Annotated in this window: 12 protein-coding genes; 9 read left to right on the top strand and 3 right to left on the bottom strand. The window is 72.4% G+C overall.

The window, feature by feature from the left end:
* Window positions 1-18: 18 nt before the first annotated feature.
* Both mfd and DOO78_RS04960 read right to left on the bottom strand, forming a co-directional pair.
* Window positions 19-3,531, bottom strand: a complete 3,513-nt coding sequence (mfd, locus tag DOO78_RS04965; RefSeq protein ID WP_243634373.1) for a transcription-repair coupling factor — start codon at window positions 3,529-3,531, stop codon at window positions 19-21.
* Entirely contained in the window at window positions 3,528-3,833 is a 306-nt protein-coding gene (locus tag DOO78_RS04960) for a succinate dehydrogenase assembly factor 2 (protein WP_111468731.1), read from the bottom strand. Before DOO78_RS04960 ends, mfd begins: the two co-directional genes overlap by 4 nt.
* A gap of 96 nt (window positions 3,834-3,929) precedes the next feature.
* Between DOO78_RS04960 and recG the strand changes: the two genes are divergently transcribed.
* The 8 genes from recG to DOO78_RS04920 all read left to right on the top strand — a co-directional run bounded on the left by recG (window position 3,930) and on the right by DOO78_RS04920 (window position 12,836).
* On the top strand, window positions 3,930-6,044 hold the full coding sequence (gene recG, locus DOO78_RS04955) for an ATP-dependent DNA helicase RecG (RefSeq protein ID WP_243634372.1): 2,115 nt from the start codon (window positions 3,930-3,932) through the stop codon (window positions 6,042-6,044).
* Window positions 6,045-6,174: 130 nt separating this feature from the next.
* On the top strand, window positions 6,175-6,918 hold the full coding sequence (locus DOO78_RS04950; protein ID WP_111468607.1) for an ABC transporter ATP-binding protein: 744 nt from the start codon (window positions 6,175-6,177) through the stop codon (window positions 6,916-6,918).
* Window positions 6,918-7,649: an ABC transporter permease subunit gene (locus DOO78_RS04945; RefSeq protein ID WP_111468606.1), complete on the top strand. Its 732-nt coding sequence runs from the start codon at window positions 6,918-6,920 to the stop codon at window positions 7,647-7,649. The genes DOO78_RS04950 and DOO78_RS04945 overlap by 1 nt, the downstream gene beginning before the upstream one ends.
* A gap of 3 nt (window positions 7,650-7,652) precedes the next feature.
* Window positions 7,653-9,623 carry a Gldg family protein gene (locus tag DOO78_RS04940; protein ID WP_111468605.1) on the top strand — a complete coding sequence of 657 codons (1,971 nt, stop codon included), beginning with the start codon at window positions 7,653-7,655 and terminating at the stop codon, window positions 9,621-9,623.
* 10 nt (window positions 9,624-9,633) lie between these two features.
* Window positions 9,634-10,668, top strand: a complete 1,035-nt coding sequence (locus tag DOO78_RS04935) for a DUF4340 domain-containing protein (protein ID WP_111468604.1) — start codon at window positions 9,634-9,636, stop codon at window positions 10,666-10,668.
* Window positions 10,665-11,111: an NUDIX hydrolase gene (locus DOO78_RS04930; RefSeq protein ID WP_111468603.1), complete on the top strand. Its 447-nt coding sequence runs from the start codon at window positions 10,665-10,667 to the stop codon at window positions 11,109-11,111. Before DOO78_RS04935 ends, DOO78_RS04930 begins: the two co-directional genes overlap by 4 nt.
* 112 nt (window positions 11,112-11,223) lie before the next feature.
* A complete protein-coding gene (locus DOO78_RS04925; protein ID WP_111468602.1) occupies window positions 11,224-12,006 on the top strand; it encodes a class II aldolase/adducin family protein in 783 nt (260 codons plus the stop codon).
* A 524-nt stretch (window positions 12,007-12,530) separates the two neighbouring features.
* Window positions 12,531-12,836 (top strand): hypothetical protein, encoded by a 306-nt coding sequence (locus DOO78_RS04920; RefSeq protein ID WP_111468601.1) that lies wholly within the window; start codon window positions 12,531-12,533, stop codon window positions 12,834-12,836.
* Window positions 12,837-13,044: 208 nt separating this feature from the next.
* Here DOO78_RS04920 and DOO78_RS04915 read toward each other — a convergent pair whose 3' ends face one another.
* Window positions 13,045-16,173, bottom strand: coding sequence for an acetoacetate--CoA ligase (locus DOO78_RS04915; RefSeq protein WP_165838722.1), 3,129 nt, complete (start codon window positions 16,171-16,173; stop codon window positions 13,045-13,047).
* Between the two features lie 302 nt (window positions 16,174-16,475).
* On the opposite strand from DOO78_RS04915, the gene DOO78_RS04910 reads away from it, so the two are divergent.
* Window positions 16,476-18,062: an ABC transporter substrate-binding protein gene (locus DOO78_RS04910; protein WP_111468599.1), complete on the top strand. Its 1,587-nt coding sequence runs from the start codon at window positions 16,476-16,478 to the stop codon at window positions 18,060-18,062.
* The last annotated feature ends 27 nt before the right edge of the window (window positions 18,063-18,089 follow it).

Here is an 18,089-nt window from a genome sequence, read left to right as displayed (position 1 = left end):
CGGCCCGGGCGGCCGCGGTCACGCCGCCTTCGCCTGGCCTGCCACCTTCGCCAGCGCCACCAGCAGGTCCTTGGCCACCCGCACCCGCTGCGGCAGCTCCATCTCCCGCAGCAGGGCCAGCTTGTGGTCCGGCCGCAGCTTCACCAGCCCTTTCTGCGCCGAGACCCAGCTCACCAGCCCGCCGGGGTTGCGGAACTGGTTGCGGAAGAAGCCGAGCACCACGCCCTTCGGCCCGGCATCCACCTTCTCCACCCCCGCCTCGCGGCACAGCGCCTTGATCGCCACCACCTGCAGCAGGTTCTCCACCTCCGGCGGCAGCGGCCCGAAGCGGTCGGCGAGCTCGGCCGCCATGGCCTCGATCTCCGCCTCGGTCGCCAGCGAGCCGATGCGTCGATAGAGGCCGAGGCGCACCGGCAGGTCGCGCACATACTCCTCGGGGATCAGCACCGGCAAGCCGAGATTGATGTTGGGCGTCCAGGCGCCGGCATGGTCGAGCTCGGAGCGCTTCCGTCCCTGCCCGGCCTTCAGGTCGGCGACGGCCTCCTCCAGCATCTGCTGGTAGAGCTCGATGCCCACCTCCCGGATATGGCCGGACTGCTCGTCGCCCAGCAAGTTGCCGGCGCCGCGGATATCGAGGTCGTGCGAGGCCAGGGTGAAGCCGGCGCCGAGATTGTCCAGCGTCTGCATCACCTCCAGCCGCTTCTGCGCCGCCGCCGAGAGGCGGTGCGTCGCCGGCCAAGTGAGATAGGCATAGCCGCGCTGCTTGCCCCGCCCGACCCGGCCGCGGAGCTGGTAGAGCTGCGCCAGGCCGAACATGTCGGCGCGGTGGATGATCAGCGTGTTGACCGCCGGCATGTCGAGCCCGCTCTCGACGATGTTGGTGGCGAGCAGGATGTCGTGCTTGCCGTCGCCGAACTCGGTCATGACCTTCTCGAGATGGGTCGGCGGCATCTGCCCATGCGCCTCCGCCACCCTGGCATCCGGCACGATCTCGCGCAGCCGGGCCGAGACCTTCTCCATGTCCTCGAGCCGGGGCACGACGCAGAAGATCTGCCCGCCGCGGAAGCGTTCGCGCTGGATCGCCTCACGCAGCACCACCCCGTCCCAGGGCATGATGAAGGTGCGCACCGCCAGCCGGTCCACCGGCGGGGTCGCGATGAGGCTCATCTCCCGCACGCCGGTGAGCGCGAGCTGCAGGGTGCGGGGGATCGGCGTCGCGGTCAGCGTCAGCACATGGACATCGGTCTTCAGCGCCTTCAGCCGCTCCTTGTGGGCGACGCCGAAATGCTGCTCCTCATCGACGATAACCATGCCGAGATCGGCGAATTCGACGCTCTTGGCCAGCAGCGCATGGGTGCCGATGACGATGTTGACCGTGCCGTCCTTCAGCCCCTCCCGCACCTTGGCCGCCTCCTTCGCCGTCACCATGCGCGAGAGCTGGGCGACGGCGATGGGGAAGCCGGCGAAGCGGGCGGCGAAGGTGCGGGCGTGCTGGCGCGCCAGCAGGGTGGTCGGCACCACCACCGCCACCTGGGCGCCGGACATGGCGACGACGAAGGCGGCGCGCAGCGCCACCTCGGTCTTGCCGAAGCCGACATCGCCACAGACCAGCCGGTCCATCGGCCGGCCGGAGGCGAGGTCCTCCAGCACGTCGGCGATGGCGCGCTGCTGGTCCTCGGTCTCGGCGAAGGGGAAGCGGCTGCAGAACTCGTCCCACACCCCCTCGGGCGGGGTCGCCAGCGTGCCCTCCCGCGTCGCCCGCTCGGCGGCGATGCGGATGAGCTGCCCGGCCATGTCCTGGATGCGCTGCTTGGCCCGCGCCTTGCGCGACTGCCAGCTCGAGCCGCCGAGCTTGTCGAGCGCGACCCCCTGCGTCTCCGAGCCGAAGCGCGACAGCACCTCGATGTTCTCGACCGGCAGGAAGAGCTTGTCGCCGCCGTCATAGAGCAGCCGCAGGCAGTCATGCGGCGCGCCGCTGACCTGCAGCGTCTCCAGCCCGTCGTAGCGGCCGATGCCGTGGTCCTGATGCACCACGAGGTCGCCCTGCTCGATCCCGGTCGCATCGGCGATGAACTGGTCGGCCCGCCGGCGCCGCCGCGGCGGCCGGGCGATGCGCTCGCCGAGCAGGTCCTGCTCGCCGACGACCGAGAGGCCGAAGCCGGTCCCGGTGGCCGCGGCAGGGGCGAGGAAGCCGCGTTCCAGCCCGAGCACCGCGAGCCCCACCACGCCCGGCGGCAGCCGGCCCAGCGCGGCGAAATCCTCGACCGCCTGCGCCGCCACCCGGTTCTCCCGCAGCAGGTTGCCGAGCCGGTCGCGCGAGCCGCGGGTCCAGGCGGCGACGATCGGCCGGCGGCCCTGCTCCAGCATCACCCTCGCATGCTCGGCATAGGCGGCGAAGACGTTCTGCCCGGCGGCCCGCACCTCGGTGAAGAGCCGGCCGGGGCGGCCGCCCGCCTCCACCCCCGCCGCCCCGTCGGGCCGGGCGAAGGGCGAGAAGCGGAGCAACGGTCCGCCGGCGAGCATGCGGTCCCAGGCGCTGCGGGTGAGATAGAGGCTGCCGGGCGGGGCCGGGCGATAGGGCACCTCGCCCTCGCTGCTCCGCACCGGCTGCCGCCGCGCCTGGTAGTGGTCCTCGATCATCTCGAGGCGGGCGGCCAGCACCTCCTCCGCCTGGTGGTCGAGGCTGACCGAGGCGGCGGCGCCCTCCGCGTGCAGGTAGTCGAGCAGCGTCTCCATGCGGGCATGGAACAGCCCGGCCCAATGCTCCAGGCCGGGATGCCGCCGCCCGGCGCTGACCGAGACATAGAGCGGGTCCTCGGCGGCGGCATTGCCGAAGAGCTCGCGCCAGGCGGTGCGGAAGCGCCCGATCGAGGCCTCGTCGAGGAAGACCTCGCCCACCGGCCGCAACCAGAGCGAGGACAGCGCCGCGCCGCTCCTCTGCGTGCCGGTGTCGAAATGCCGCAGGCTCTCGATCTCGTCCCCGAACAGGTCGAGGCGCACCGGGTCCGTCTCGCCGGCCGGGAAGAGGTCGATGATGCCGCCGCGGACCGCATACTCGCCGGGCTCCATCACCGTGCCGGTGCGGCCATAGCCATTCGCCTCGAGGAAGGCGGTCAGCCTCTCCGGCGCGACCCGGCCCCCCTTCCGCAGCTGCAAGGTCGCGTCGCGGAAGACCTCGCGCGGCGGCACCTTCTGCACCAGCGCGTTCACCGTGGTGACCAGGATGCGCGGCCGCTCCGCCGGCTCCAGCAGCCGGGTCAGGGTGGCGACGCGCTCGGCGACGATCTCGGGATTGGGCGAGACCCGGTCATAGGGCAGGCAGTCCCAGGCCGGGAAGCGCAGCACCTCCACCTCGGGGGCGAAGAAGCCGAGCGCCTCGACCAGCCGGGCGGTGCGGGCGTCGTCGCGGCAGACATGCAGCACCGCGCCCGCCGTCTCGGCCCGCCGCCGGGCCAGCAGCAGCGCATCGAACCCCTCCGGCGCGCCATGGACGGTGAGACCCTGTCCCGACCCCTCCCCCGCCCCGCTCATTGCGGGCGGAGATCCGCCGGCAGGCCGGCGCCGCTGCCGGCGCATTCCACCGCCATGCGGTCCAGCATCGGGCTGCGGCACGCCTCGGGGATCGGTCGCCGGCCGGAGAGCCAGTCGGCCAGGTCGACATCGGGGTATTCCAGCACCGCTTCCAGCTCGTCCAGCTCCGCCTCGGAGAAGCCGGCGATATGAGTCGCAACGAAGCGGCCGATCATCAGGTCGGCTTCCTTCGTGCCGCGATGATGCGCGCGGAACAGGAGGCGGCGGCGGCGGGGGTCGAGGGATTCGGTGTCGGTCGGCATGTCGTCACGGGGCTGCGCGGCTGGCATATAGGGGGCGATGGGAATCCTGTCAGCCCGACGCGCCAAGGCCAGGGGAAGTTGCCGGGGGCGTGGCCCGTGACCGCGGCCTCCGATCCGGCCGATCCGCCGGCGCCGCTCCTGGATCCGCTGCTGGGGCCGCTCCTGGCGCCGCTGGCGACGCTGCCCGGGATCGGGCCGGCGATCGCCCGCCGGCTGCGGGAGGCGGTGGGCGGCGAGCGCGTCCTCGATCTGCTCTTCCACCTGCCCGAGCGCTATGCCGAGCGGCTGCGCATCGACAGCCCGGTCGAGGCGCCGATCGAGGTCGAGGTGATCCTGCCGGCCCTCGTCGTCTCGCTCCGCGCCGCCCGCTCGCGTCTCGGCCGGCCCTATGTCGAGGTGCAGACCGAGGCGGCGGGCAAGCGGCTGCTGATCCGGTACATCCATGGCCGCCTCGACTGGCTGACGCGACTGCTGCCGCCCGGCACGGTGCGGCTCTTCGCCGGCAAGGTGAAGACCGAGGGCGGGATCTGGTCGATGATCAACCCGCTCTCGGCCACCGGCCCGGAGGGGCTGCCGGAACTGGAGCCGGTCTGGCCGCTGGTGAAGGACCTCCGCCTGTCGCAGGTGGCGAAGGCGATGGCGGCGGCGCTGGAGCGGCTGCCGGAGCTGCCGGAATGGCAGGACGCCGCCCTGCTGCGGCGCGAGGGCTGGCCGGGCTTCGCCGCCGCGCTGCGGCAGGTGCAGCAGCCGGAGCGGGTGCCCCCGCCGCCGGTGCGCACCCGGCTCGCCTATGACGAGGCGCTGGCCGGGCAGATCGCCCTCGCCCTGGTCCGCCGCCGGGTGCGGCACCGCGCCGGGCGGGCGCTCGCGGGCGACGGCAGGCTGCGGGCCCGGGCGCTGGCCGCCTTCGGCCATCCCCTCACCCCCTCCCAGGCGCATGCCCTGGCCGAGATCGATGCCGACCTCGCCGCGCCGCACCGCATGCTGCGGCTGCTGCAGGGCGATGTCGGCGCCGGCAAGACGCTGGTCGCGGCGCTCGCCATGCTGCGGGCCGTCGAGTCGGGCGCCCAGGCCGCGCTCATGGCGCCGACCGAGCTGCTGGCGCGCCAGCATGTCCGCACCCTCGACCGGCTCTGCACCGCGGCCGAGGTGCGGGTGGAGCTGCTGGCCGGCAGCGTGAAGGGGGCGCAGCGGCGCCGGGTGCTGGGCGGCCTGGCCAGCGGCGCGGTGCAGGTCGTGGTCGGCACCCATGCGCTGTTCCAGGAGGGGGTGCAGTTCCACGATCTCGGCCTTGCCGTGGTGGACGAGCAGCACCGCTTCGGCGTGGCGCAGCGGCTGCTGCTGGCCGAGAAGGGCGAGGCGGCGGACATGCTGGTGATGACCGCGACGCCGATCCCCCGCACCCTGCTGCTGACGCAATGGGGCGAGATGGCGGTGAGCCGGCTCTCCGGCAAGCCGGCCGGGCGGCAGCCCGTCACCACCACGCTGCACGGGCTCCGCCAGCTCGACCAGGTGGTGGCCGGCATCGCCCGCGCCATCGAGCGCGGCGCCCGGGTCTACTGGGTCTGCCCGCATGTCGCCGAGAGCGACGCCATCGACATCGCCGCCGCCGAGACCCGCTTCGCCGAGCTCTCCGCCCGCTTCCCCGGCCAGGTCGGGCTGGCGCATGGCCGGCTGGACCCGGCGATGCGCGAGCAGGCGCTCCGCGCCTTCGCCGCCGGCGAGACGCGGCTGCTGGTGGCGACCACCGTCATCGAGGTCGGGGTGGACGTGCCGGAGGCGACGGTGATGGTGGTCGAGCATGCCGACCGCTTCGGCCTCGCCCAGCTGCACCAGCTGCGCGGCCGGGTCGGCCGCGGCGCCGCCGCCAGCTACTGCATGCTGCTCTATGACGAGGCTCTCGGCCTCGCCTCGCGCGAGCGGCTGCTGATCCTGCGCGACACCGAGGACGGCTTCGCCATCGCCGATGCGGATTTCCGCCTGCGCGGCAGCGGCGAGGCGCTGGGCACCCGGCAATCGGGCGCCCCGGTCTTCCGCCTCGGCCTGGCCGAGGGCGAGGCGCAGGAGGGGCTGATCATCATGGCCAACCGCGACGCCGCCCTGCTGCTGGAGAAGGACCCGCTGCTGCAGGGCCCGCGCGGCCAGGCGGCGCGGCTGCTGCTGCGCCTCTTCGGCCGGGAGGAGGCGATGGCGACGCTCGGCGCCGGATGAGGCGATCGTCACACTCGGTTGCAACCCAAGGGTGCCGCTCCCCTTGCCAAGCCCTGCCAGCAGGGTACATCGGCCGACCGGCGGCCGGGACCGGCGCGCCATTGATCCAGGCGGAACGGGGGGACCGGATTTGGCCGCGCTGATCGAAATCGAGCGCCTGACCAAGCGCTTCGGGGGCTTCACCGCCGTCGACGACGTCTCCTTCACGGTGGATCGTGGCGAGGTGCTGGGCTTCCTCGGGCCGAACGGCGCCGGCAAGTCGACGACGATGCGCATGCTGGCCGGCTTCATGCCGCCGAGCGCCGGCACGGCGCGGATCTGCGGCGCCGATGTCGTGGCGCAGCCGGTCGCGGCCAAGCGGCATCTCGGCTTCCTGCCCGAGGGGGCGCCGACCTATCCGGAGATGACGGTCGAGGGCTTCCTCGGCTTCACCGGCCGCATCCGCGGCTTCCGCGGCGGCGCGCTGCGCGACCGGGTCGCCCAGGCGATGCGGCTCACCCAGCTCGAAGGGGTGCGGCTGCAGCCGATCGAGACCCTGTCCAAGGGCTTCAAGCGCCGCGTCGGCCTGGCCCAGGCGCTGCTGCACGACCCGCCGGTGCTGGTGCTGGACGAGCCGACGGACGGGCTCGACCCCAACCAGAAGCACGAGGTGCGCGAGCTGATCCGCCGCATGGCCCCCGAGAAGGCGATCGTCATCTCGACGCATATCCTCGAGGAGGTCGCCGCCGTCTGCAGCCGCGCCATCATCATCGCCCGCGGCCGGGTGGTGGTGGATGCGCCGCCCTCGGTGCTCGAGCGCGAGGGGCAGAGCCTGGAGGAGGTCTTCCGCAGCCTGACGCTGGGCGAGGCCGCGCCGCGGCGGGAGGCGGCCTGATGGGCGCGACGCTCACCGTGGCGCGGCGCGAGCTGGCGGCCTATTTCGCCACGCCGGTCGCCTATGTCTTCATCGTCATCTTCCTGGTGATGGCCGGCGCCCTCACCTTCACGATGGGCAATTTCTTCGGCCGCGGCCAGGCGGACCTGCAGCCCTTCTTCACCTTCGTCCCCTGGCTGTTCCTGTTCCTGGTGCCGGCGTTGACCATGCGGCTCTGGGCGGAGGAGCGTCGGCTCGGCACCATCGAGCTGCTGCTCACCCTGCCGCTGGCGCAGTGGCAGGCGGTGCTCGGCAAGTTCCTCGCCGCCTGGCTGTTCTGCGGCATCGCCCTCGCCCTCACCGTGCCGATCTGGATCACCGTCAACGTGCTCGGCGACCCGGACAACGGCGTCATCCTCGCCGGCTATCTCGGCTGCCTGCTGGTCGCCGGGGCCTATCTCGCCCTCGGCGCGGCGGTCTCGGCGCTGACCAAGAACCAGGTCGTCGCCTTCGTCCTCGCGGTCGCCCTCTGCTTCGTCTTCGCCGCCGCCGGCAGCCCGGTGGTGACCGAGTTCCTGACGCAGCGCCTGCCGGTGCTGGCCGACATCGCGCGCGGCCTCTCCATCTCCGACCGCTTCACCGGCTTCACCCGCGGCGTCGTCGGCGCCCGGGATCTGGTCTATTTCGCCTCCTTCATCGGCTTCTTCCTCTTCGTCAACGCGGTGGTGCTCGACCACCGGAAGGCGGATTGACGCATGCGCGCCTCCCCCTCGCCGGCCGGCCGGCCAGCCCCCGCCCCGGCGGGCTCCGGCTCGCGCCGCCTCTGGTCCTCGGCCCTTGGCCTGCTGGCCGCCGCCGGCCTCGCGGTCGGCATCAACCTGCTGGCCGACCGGCTGCTGGCGCGGGCCCGGCTCGACCTGACGGAGCAGCGTCTCTACACGCTGTCCGAGGGCACGCGGCAGGTGCTCGCCGGGCTGAAGGACCCGGTGACCCTGCGGCTCTTCTATTCGCGGCGCCTCGGCGCGGCGATCCCGCTCTATGGCGCCTATGCCGACCGGGTGCGGGAAATGCTGCAGGAATACGTCGCCCTCTCGGACGGCAAGCTGCGGCTCGAGCTCTACGACCCCGAGCCCTTCTCCGAGCTCGAGGACCGCGCCATGGCGCTCGGCCTGCAGGGCGTGCCGGTCGACCAGTCCGGCGAGCAGGTCTATTTCGGCCTCTCCGGCAGCAACCTCGTCGATGACGAGCGGGCCATCCCCTTCCTGCAGCCGGACCGCGAGCGCTTCCTGGAATACGACCTGACGCGCCTCGTCTACGACCTGTCCAACCCGGCGCGGCCGGTGGTGGGCGTGATGACGCCGCTGCCGCTGAACGGCGACCCGCGGGCGATGATGCTGCGCGACCCGCAGCTCGGCCGGCCGCAGGTGGTGATGACGCAGCTCCGGCAATTCTTCGCGGTGAAGGACGTGCCGCTGGATGCGCAGGTGATCGAGCCGGACATCCAGGTGCTGGTGGTGGCGCATCCGCAGCACCTGTCCGACGCCACGCAATACGCCATCGACCAGTTCGTCATGCGCGGCGGCAAGCTCCTCCTGCTGGTCGATCCGCATAGCGAGAGCCAGGCGAGCCGCCCCGGCCCGACCGGCCAGCCGCCCGCCGACACCGCCTCCTCCCTCGACCGGCTGCTGAACGCCTGGGGCGTCGAGGCGCCCTCGGACAAGGTGGTGCTCGACCTGCGCGGCGCCTGGCGGGTGCGCGCCGGGCCGGGCGACCGGGTGCAGGCGGTGGACTACCTCGCCTGGTACAACCTGCAGGGCGACAGCCTGAACCGCGACGACGTCGCCCTCGCCCAGCTCGACCAGGTGACCGTCGCCTCGGCCGGCGAGCTGCGCAAGCGCCAGGGCGCGAGCGTCGAGTTCACGCCGCTGCTGACCTCCTCGGCCGAGAGCGAGCTGGTGGAGGCCGAGAAGGTGCGGCAGCAGCCGAACCCGGTGCGGCTGCTGGCCGATTTCCGCAGCGGCGGCGCGCGGCATGTCATCGCCGCCCGGCTGCGCGGCGAGCTCGCCTCGGCCTTCCCGGATGGGCCGCCCGCCCCGCCGCAGGGCCAGGAGCGGCCGAAGGACCTCCCCGCCTTCCTCCCCCGCACCGCCGGCCCGGCCAATATCGTCGTCGTCAACGACACCGACATCCTGGAGGACCGCTTCTGGGTGCGGGTGCAGGATTTCTTCGGCCAGCCGGTGGCGACGCCCTTCAGCGGCAACGGGCCGCTGGTCGGCAACCTGGTCGATACGCTCGCCGGCTCGGACGCGCTGATCTCGCTCCGCTCCCGCGGCGAGAGCCTGCGGCCCTTCACCCTGGTCGAGGACATCCGCCGCACCGCCGATGCCGAGTACCGGCAGACCGAGCAGCAGCTGACGAAGAAGCTCGAGGAGACCGAGCGGCGGCTGCGCGAGCTGCGCCAGGGAACCCCCACTGGTGCGGGCGGCGAGCGCGGCCAGAGCGTGATCACGCCCGAGCAGCGGGCTGAAATCGACCAGGCGCGGGAGGAGATCATCGCCACCCGCCGGCAGCTCCGCGCCGTGCAGCTCGAGCTGCGGCGCGATATCGAGGGGCTCGAGACTTGGCTGCGCGTGGTCAACATCGCCCTCGTTCCGGCGCTGCTGACGCTCTTCGCCATCGGCCTCGCCGTGGTGCGGGCGCGGCGCCGGGCGGCGGCGCGGGGCTGAGGAGGCCGGGATGCAGCGTCGAACCCTCCTCCTGCTCGGCGGCGCGGCGGCCGCCGCGCTCGGCGGCGCCCTCCTGCTGACGCCGCGCCCGGCCGAGCGGCGCGACATGGCGGCCGGCGGCCTCGCCTTCCCCGGCCTCGCCGAGCGGCTGCAGCGGGCAACCCGCATCGAGATCCGCAAGAGCGACGCGACCCTCCTGCTCGCGCGGCAGGGCGAGGTCTGGGTGCTGCCCGAGAAGGGCGGCTACCCGGTGCGGCCGGAGAAGCTGCGGGAGATGCTGGTCGGGCTGACCGAGCTGCGCCTGGCCGAGCCGCGGACCAGCGATCCGGAGCAGTATGGCCGGCTCGGCGTCGACGATCCGGGCCGGCCCGGCAGCACCGCCCTGCTGCTCCGCATCCTCGACGACGCCGGCAGCCCGCTCGCCGAGCTGCTCCTCGGCCGTCGCCGCGTCCGCACCCAGGGCAATGTGCCGGAGAGCATCTATGTTCGCCGCCCGGGCGAGGACCAGGCCTGGCTGGCGGAGGGACGGCTCGCCGCCGATGCCGATCCGCAGCTCTGGCTCGACCGCGACATCGCCAACCTGCCGGAGGAGCGGGTGCGCCGCGTCGCCATCCGGCGGGACGGGGAGCCGGCGCTGGTCCTCGCCCGCGGCGAGGGGCCCGAGGCGAAGCTGCAGGTCGAGCAGCCCGCCGGGATGCCGGCGGACGAAGCCGCGCTGGACGAGATCGCCCGCGCCTTCGAGATGCTGACCTTCCTCGACGTGAAGCCGGCCGCGGAGGCGCCGGGCGAGCCGGTCGCCGAAAGCCGGTTCACGCTGTCGGACGGGCTCGGCGTGACGGTGCTGCCGCATCTCGAGGAGGGGAATGTCTGGATCCGGCTGCGGGCCGAGGGTAGCGAGGAGGGCGCCCGGCTCGCGGCCCGATGGGCTCCCTGGGTCTATCAGGTCGGGGTCTGGAAGCTGAAGGCCTTCGCCCCGCGCCTCGACGACCTCAAGCCGCGGGAGGCCGCGCCGGAGGCGCCGCCGGCCGGGGCGCCGGCGCGATGAGCCGGGAATATCCCGACCGGCCCTGGGTCGGCATCGGCGTCGTCGCCTTCACCGGCGAGCGCGGCGCCGAGCAGGTGCTGCTCGTCCGCCGCGGCAAGCCGCCGCGCGAGGGGAGCTGGTCGCTGCCCGGCGGCGCCCAGCATGTCGGCGAGCGCGCCGAGGCGGCGGCGCGGCGGGAGCTGATGGAGGAGACCGGCATCGAGGTGGGGCCGCTCGAACTCGCCGCCGTCTTCGATTCCATCAGCCGCGACGAGGCCGGCGCGGTGCGCTGGCACTACACCATCATCGACTATTGCGGCCGCTGGTCGGCCGGCGAGGCGCGGCCCGGGGACGACGTCGCCGCCGTGGCCTGGGCGGCGCCGGAGGACCTGCCGCTCTACGACCTGACCCCGGACGCGCTGCGGGTGATCTCGGAGGCGCGGGAGCGGCTCTTCCCGGGCTGAGGACGCGGCAGCGGGCATCGCCATGCGGGCGATCGGGATGCGCTTTGGGGGCTTCTGGTCAGACGACCGACAGGACTAGCATCGGGCGGGTCACCAGGAAGGTCCCTCCCCCATGCCGCTCGAAACCCATGCCGCCCCCGACCTCGCCATCGCCGACCAGCGGCGCCAGGCGCGCATCGACCTCGCCGCCGCGCACCGCCTGGCGGTGATGCACGGCTTCAACGAGGGCATCTTCAACCACTTCACCCTGCGCGTGCCGGGCACCGAGGACCGCTACTACCAGATCCCCTTCGGCCTGCACTGGTCGGAGGTCACCGCCTCCTGCTTCATAGAGGTCGGCTATGATGGCAGCCTGCTCGCCGGCGAGGGGCATGTCGAGCGCAGCGCCTATTGCATCCACGCGCCGATGCACCGGCTGCTGCCGACGGCCGCCGCGGTGTTCCACACCCACATGCCCTATGCGAGCGCCCTCGCCCGGCTCGAGGATCCGCAGATCCTGCCGATCGGTCAGACCGAGCTCGGGACCAGCATGAACACCGCCTATGACGACCTCTACACCGGCCCGGCCTTCGACCCGGCGGAGGGCGAGCGCCTGGCCGGGGTGATCGGCAACAAGACGGTGCTGATGATGGCCAACCACGGCATCGCCACGGTCGGCCGCAACGTCGCCGAGGCCTATGACCGGCTCTACTACGCCGAGCGCGTGGCGCAGGTGCAGCTCTATGCGATGTGGACCAACCGGCCGCTGAAGATGCTGCCGAAGGAGGTCGTGGACCACACGATCAGCACCTATCGCAAGACCGCGCCGCGCTATGGCGACCGCTCGAATGCCGAATGGCATTTCGACGCGCTGAAGCGGATCCTCGACCGCAAGGAAGCGGATTACCGCGACTGAGCGCCGGGGCGCGATGGCGGGCCGGGCGGGACCACCCGGCCTTCGCGGCCGGGCCTCCACCCGCTCCGAACGGCTCCGAAACGGGCAAAAATTGCCGTTCCTGTTCAAAGGCTTGAACACGCCATCCCGAAGCTTTCCAGAGGGTTGCCCCGATGGCTGTGCATAAGCCGCGGGCCGGGCCGGCGCCGGCCCGGCGCCCGCGACGGTGAATTTTTCCGCGCCAGGACGCGCCGCGCCATGCCTCTCCCGGCAAGCCCCTGAACCATCGCATCCGATGCCGCCCGCGCCGCGAGCCGATGGCCCCCTGTTGTGGCTTGCAGGCCGCGGTCCAGCAGGAAACCGCCAGCGGCCCGGACGGGCCGCGAACGCCTGAAGAACCCGCATGACAAACCAAGGCGTTGCGGCCCATTCCTCACAACTTGTCCTCAGGCTTGTCCCGATCGCTGGGGACAACTGTGGCGCCGCCTCGCCACGGCGTCGGGGCTTGCCTGTCACCGCGGGCTGCGTCCAGATCGTGGCGTCCCATGTCCCGCCGCAAGCTCCCACCTCCGCTCATCCTGCAGCCGCCGGCCGCTGCTGCGCCCGCCCTGGCCCCTGCGGCGCGCCCGCCCGGCCTGCCGCTCGGGGGCCTGCATGGCGTGCGCCTGGTGCTCGAGGCCGGCGAGGCTGCCGCCGTCGAGGCCGCCGCGGCCGCCTTGAAGGCGCGCTTCGGTCGCCGCTTCGCGGTGACCGGCCGACGCCGCGCCGGGCCCGGCCTCCGCCTGACGGCGAGCCTGCAGGTGAGCCCGGACGAGGCGTTGGACGCCGCCGCGCCGTCGCAGGAGGGCTGATCCGCCGCTCGCGGGGTGAACGAGATCCATCCTGGACCATGATCCAGCGCGTTGGTCGGTCGCGTGAGTCACGCCTTCGGTGGGTCCGCCCCCGGCGATCAGCTGTTGTCCTGCCGCGGCTTGGCCGCGGCAGGCCGTGACGTTCCTGGGGCAGGAGGGGACTCCCCGGGGTCCCCGCAAAGCCGCGAAGCGGTTTTGCGGGGCGTTCTCAGACCGGCAGCAGCACCAGCTCGGAATAGAGCTTGTCCACCGCTTCGGCCCCAAGCCTCGCGGAGCGGAACATGGCATGGCTCGACAGCCGCCGTCCGCGCGGCGGCGTCGCCCAGAGCCGGGCATCCACCACCAGGCCGAGCGTCCGCTGCCGCGCCAGCACGGCGAGCTTGATGCGCTCGAGATGCCGCGCCAGCAGGGCGGGCGCGCTGCAGTAGAGCAACTCGGAATAGGCGACCCGCAGCGGCAAGCGGCGCAGCCCGCCTGGCAGCGGGTCCCGCCGCCGCTTGAGGACGAGATAGGCCCGCTCCGTCGCGTCGCGCGCCACCATCTGCAGGCAGTCGAAGGGCGCATGGTCGTCGAAGACCTGCCGCTCGGCCGGATCGAGCAGCCCGCGCACGGTCGCCGGCGCGCAATCGATCCGCAGCCCCGGGGCGGCGAGCGTCTCGGCATGCGCCAGCGGCGGCAGGAAGATCCGGGCGGTATCGAGGCGGCGGAAATCGAGCGCTGCGAGGGCCTGTAGCGACAGGGACGACGGCGTGAAGCTGGTCCAGGTGGCGTCCGCCTCGCCCAGCGCGGCGACGAGCAGGGCGCTGCCCCAGCCACGGTAGTCGGGATGCACGTACCAGGAGGAGAGGTTGCACAGCGGCGCGTCGCCCCGCAGCGGATGGCGCGCGCGCACCGTGCCGAGGACGCCGACGATCGCCTCATCCACGGTCAGCAGCCAGCCCCAGCTGCCGCCATCGTCCGGCCAGGGCGGCCCGAACAGGTGGCGCCACTGCGCCGGCCCGATGCCGGACTCACCGAAGCCGGCAGCCAGGAGGCGCGCGAGAGGCTCGAGATCAGCGGGCGTGACCGGCCGGATCCGCGGTGCGCCCGCGGCCTTGGCCACCACCCCCGGGGCGGCCGGCGAACGGCCCCGCAACTGCGCGAGCAGGCCATCGATGGTCGGAGCGGAGAACAGCGCCGTGACCGATAGCCGCTGGCCGAACTCCCGCTCCACCGCGAGCAGCAGCGACAGCATCCGGAGCGAATCCGCCCCGAGCTCGAGCAGGTCGTCGGCCGGACCGAGCTCCGGCAGGTCGAGGATCGACTCGCACAGCGCGGTCAGCCGCGCCGCCATCGGGTCGGCCTCGGCGCCGTGCGGTCCGGTCCCCTGCGAGGTGTCCCGGCATCGCGGGCCGGCACCGATCGAGGCGGTGATCGATGCCAGGCATTCCGGATTCCGCAAGGCATCGCGGTTGCGCGCCGCCCGGCCATTGACGGCGTCGCGCGCCGCCGCCTCCGAGCGCTTGCCGCTCTGGGTCAACGGCAGGGCGTCGACGGCCAGGATGCGTCCCGGAACCAGATGCGAGGCGCCCCGCTGGCCGAGGGCCCTGCGAATACGCCGGGCCAGATCCGGATCGAGCCGTCGGCCCGGGCGAAGGACGACCAGCAGCACCAGCCGCTGGCCGCCCGGCTCCTCCTCGGCCTCCTGCGCGACGGCCATCGCCTCGGCGATGTCCTCGAAGGATTCGAGGATCGCGTAGATTTCGGCCGGCCCGACCCGGATACCGCGGATCTTGAGCACGCTGTCGCTGCGCCCGAGCACCGTCCAGCCGCCCCGCGGCGTGTGCTCGACCAGGTCGCCATGGGTCCAGACGCCGGGATTGGCCGCGAAGTAGCTCTCGTGGAAGCGACGGCCATCCGTCTCGCCGAAGAAGCCGAGGGGCCGGGAGGGAAAGGGGTTGGCGCAGATGAGCTCGCCCTGCCGGGCAGTCTCCTGTTGGGCGGTCTCCTGTTGGGCAGTCCCCTGTCGGTCTGTCGCCGCCTCGGGCCGCGGCAGCGCGCGGATGTCGAGCCCGAGGCTCCGGCAGGGTGATTCCCCGGCATGCACGGGAAGCGAGGGATGGCCGAGGACGAAACAGCCGATGACATCCGTGCCGCCGGAGATGGAGTGCAGCGGCAGGGGCTTCACCGCCTCGGCCACCCAGGCGAACTGCCGTGGCCGGAGTGGCGACCCGGTCGAGAGCACGAGGCGCAGCTGATGGAGGTCATGGTCCCGGCCGGGCGTCAGGCCAGCCGCCTCGCAGTGCTGGAGATAGGCCGGGTTGGTGCCGAAGACCGTGACGCCATGCGCCGCGACGAGTTGCCAGAACAGCGCCGGCGATTCGAGCGGCCCGTCATAGACCAGGATCTCGGCGCCGGAGGCCAGCGCGCTGAGCTGCCAGTTCCACATCATCCAGCCGCAGCTCGTCTGGAAGAACATCCGGTCGCCCGGCCGCAGGTCGCAATGCAGCCGATGCTCCTTCAGATGCTCGATGAGCGTGCCTCCGGCGCCGTGCAGGATACATTTCGGCTGCCCGGTGGTGCCGGAGGAGAACAGGACGACGAGCGGGTGGTTGAAGGGCAGGTGCGGCCAGGCATGCCACTCCTCCGCCCCAGCCCGCACGAGCCGCCGCAGGTGGTGCAGCGGCACAGCGCGAGGCGCGGCGAGGTCCCCCGCGTCGAGCGCGATCACGGCGGCGACGCTCGGCAGCGCGGCGAGCAGCTCGACGACCCGCTCCGCCAGCGGCTGGCCACGATCCCAGGGCATGGGTTCGAGATTGGCGAAAACGACCCGCGGCGCGAGCGGCGCCAGCCGGGCCCGCAGCGCCACGCTGCCCATGTCGGGGGTGCAATTCGCCAGCACCGCGCCCACCGCCGCGGCGGCCAGGGCCACGACGATCATCTCGGCATTGTTGCGGGCGACGGCCGCCACCCGGTCGCCGGGCGCGACGCCGAGACGGCGCAGCGCCGCGGCCAGGCGCGCGACGCGGGACCGCAGCTCGCCTCGCGTCAGCCGCTCGGTTGCGGCCAGGCCTATGCCGTGGCAGGCGGTCAGCACCGGCGCCCCGGCCGGACCCTGCAGCAGGCATTCCGCGTAATTCAGCCGCAGGTCCGGGAAGAAGACCGCGGTCTCGGCGGCATCGCCGACGCAGACGGTCGCTTCGTCGCCGCTGCGGGGAAGATTCGACCAGGAAAGAAAACAGGACCAGAATTGCCGGAATTCTTCAGCAGAAAAGCGATCGAGTTCCCAGTAGTTCGAGAACTGTCGTGCAACATTGCGGCCAAGGACGTCAGAGAAATCACGGAGTTGGGATGGCATCATTCCATCTAATGCCATGGAATGCTCTTTCTGCTCGTTTATGGCAACAAAAGACACAGCAGCGTCTCACTCCAATATCATGTTTTCACATTACCAATCGTTCATTAATCCTGCGAGGCATCGATAATCATTAGGTTGTGAGGGGGGCGAGCCAGTTGTTGCGAGAAAGAATTGGCCGGGCTGGCGACGATCGCCGCGTTGATGCCGGCGCCTCGCAAGACGGCGCCCGCCCTCGTCCCGGTTGACCCGACCGACTGCCGCACTGCAGCATTCCCTGCGCCACGCCGCCGGAAGGGATCGCCATGCGCCGACGTCATCTCCTGGGCTCCATGGGGTTGGCGCTCGCCGCGCCGCGCCTCGCCGCCGCCCAGACCACCCCCGGCCGCGGCGTGCTGCGCTTCGTGCCCCAGGCCGACCTGGCGCTGCTCGACCCGATCCACTCGGTCGCCTTCGTCACCCGCAACCACGCGCTGCTGGTCTACGACACGCTCTATGGCTGGGATGCCGGGCTGCGGGCGCAGCCACAGATGGCCGATGGCCCGCCGGCCTTCGAGGAGGAGGGCCGACGCGCCACCATCACCCTGCGCGAAGGCCTCCGCTTCCACGACGGAGAGCCGGTGCGGGCGCGGGATTGCGTCGCCTCGATCCGCCGCTGGGCGACGCGCGACGCTTTCGGCCAGGCGCTCTGGGCCGCGACCGACGAGCTCGCCGCCGCCGATGACCGCCGCATCGTCTTCCGCCTGAAGAAGCCCTTCCCGCTCCTCGACGCCGCCCTCGCCAAGGTCGGCACGCATCTCTGCGTCATGATGCCGGAGCGGCACGCGCTGCTTCCCTCCTCGCAGGCGGTGCCGGAGATCATCGGCAGCGGTCCCTTCCGCTACGTCGCGGCCGAGCGGGTCCCGGGCAGCCGCAACGTCTATGAGCGCAACCCGGACTACCGGCCGCGCCCCGAGCCGGCCAGCTATCTGAGTGGCGGCAAGCGCGTCTTCTTCGACCGCGTGGAATGGCTGACCATCCCGGACGGCGCGACCGCCAGCGCCGCCCTGCAGCGCGGCGAGGTGGATTGGTGGGAACAGCCGGCGATCGACCTGGTCGGCGCGCTGAAGCGCAGCCGCGGCCTGAAGATCGACGTCCTTGACCCCAACGGCTCGGTTGGCTTCCTCCGCTTCAACTGCCTGAACCCGCCCTTCGACAACCCGGCGATCCGCCGCGCCATCCTGCGCGGCACCAACCAGGTGGATGCGATGACGGCCGCGGCCGGCGACGACCGGACCTATTGGCACGTGCCCTACGGCTTCTTCGCGCCGGGCTCGGTCATGGCGAGCGATGTCGGCCTCGAGGCCCTCCGCCAGCCGCTCGATGCCGGCGGCATGAAGCGCGCCCTGGCCGAGGCGGGCTACAAGGATGAGCGGGTGAACCTGCTGGCGGCGACGGACTTCCCGGTCATCAACGCCATGAGCGAGGTCTGCGGCGACTATCTCCGGCGCGGCGGCGTCAACCTCGACTATGTCGCCACCGACTGGGGCACGGTCACGCAGCGCATCCTGAAGCAGGATCCGGTGGCGCAGGGCGGCTGGAACATGATGGTCAGCTACAGCGCCGGCAGCGCCCAGGTGAACCCGGCGGCGAACAACCTGATCCGCGGCCATGGCCGTGCGGCCGTGTTCGGCTGGCCGACCATTCCGCGGCTGGAGACGCTGCGCGACGCCTGGTTCGATGCGCCCGACGACCCGGCGCGCGCGCGGATCGGGCGGGAGATGCAACAGGTGGCCTTCGAGGAGGTGCCCTATGTGCCGCTCGGCCAGTTCTTCTCGCCGACCGCCCTCCGCGCCGATCTGCAGGGCACGCTGAAGGGCGTCGCCCTTTTCTACGGCATCCACCGCGCCTGACGGCGCCGGCGAATCGTCATCGGTCGG

Origin of the sequence: Roseicella frigidaeris (assembly GCF_003258945.1) — a bacterium.
Lineage (GTDB): Bacteria > Pseudomonadota > Alphaproteobacteria > Acetobacterales > Acetobacteraceae > Paracraurococcus > Paracraurococcus frigidaeris.
The sequence above is the reverse complement of the archived record's forward strand: the minus strand, read 5'-3'. Positions and strand labels throughout refer to the sequence as shown.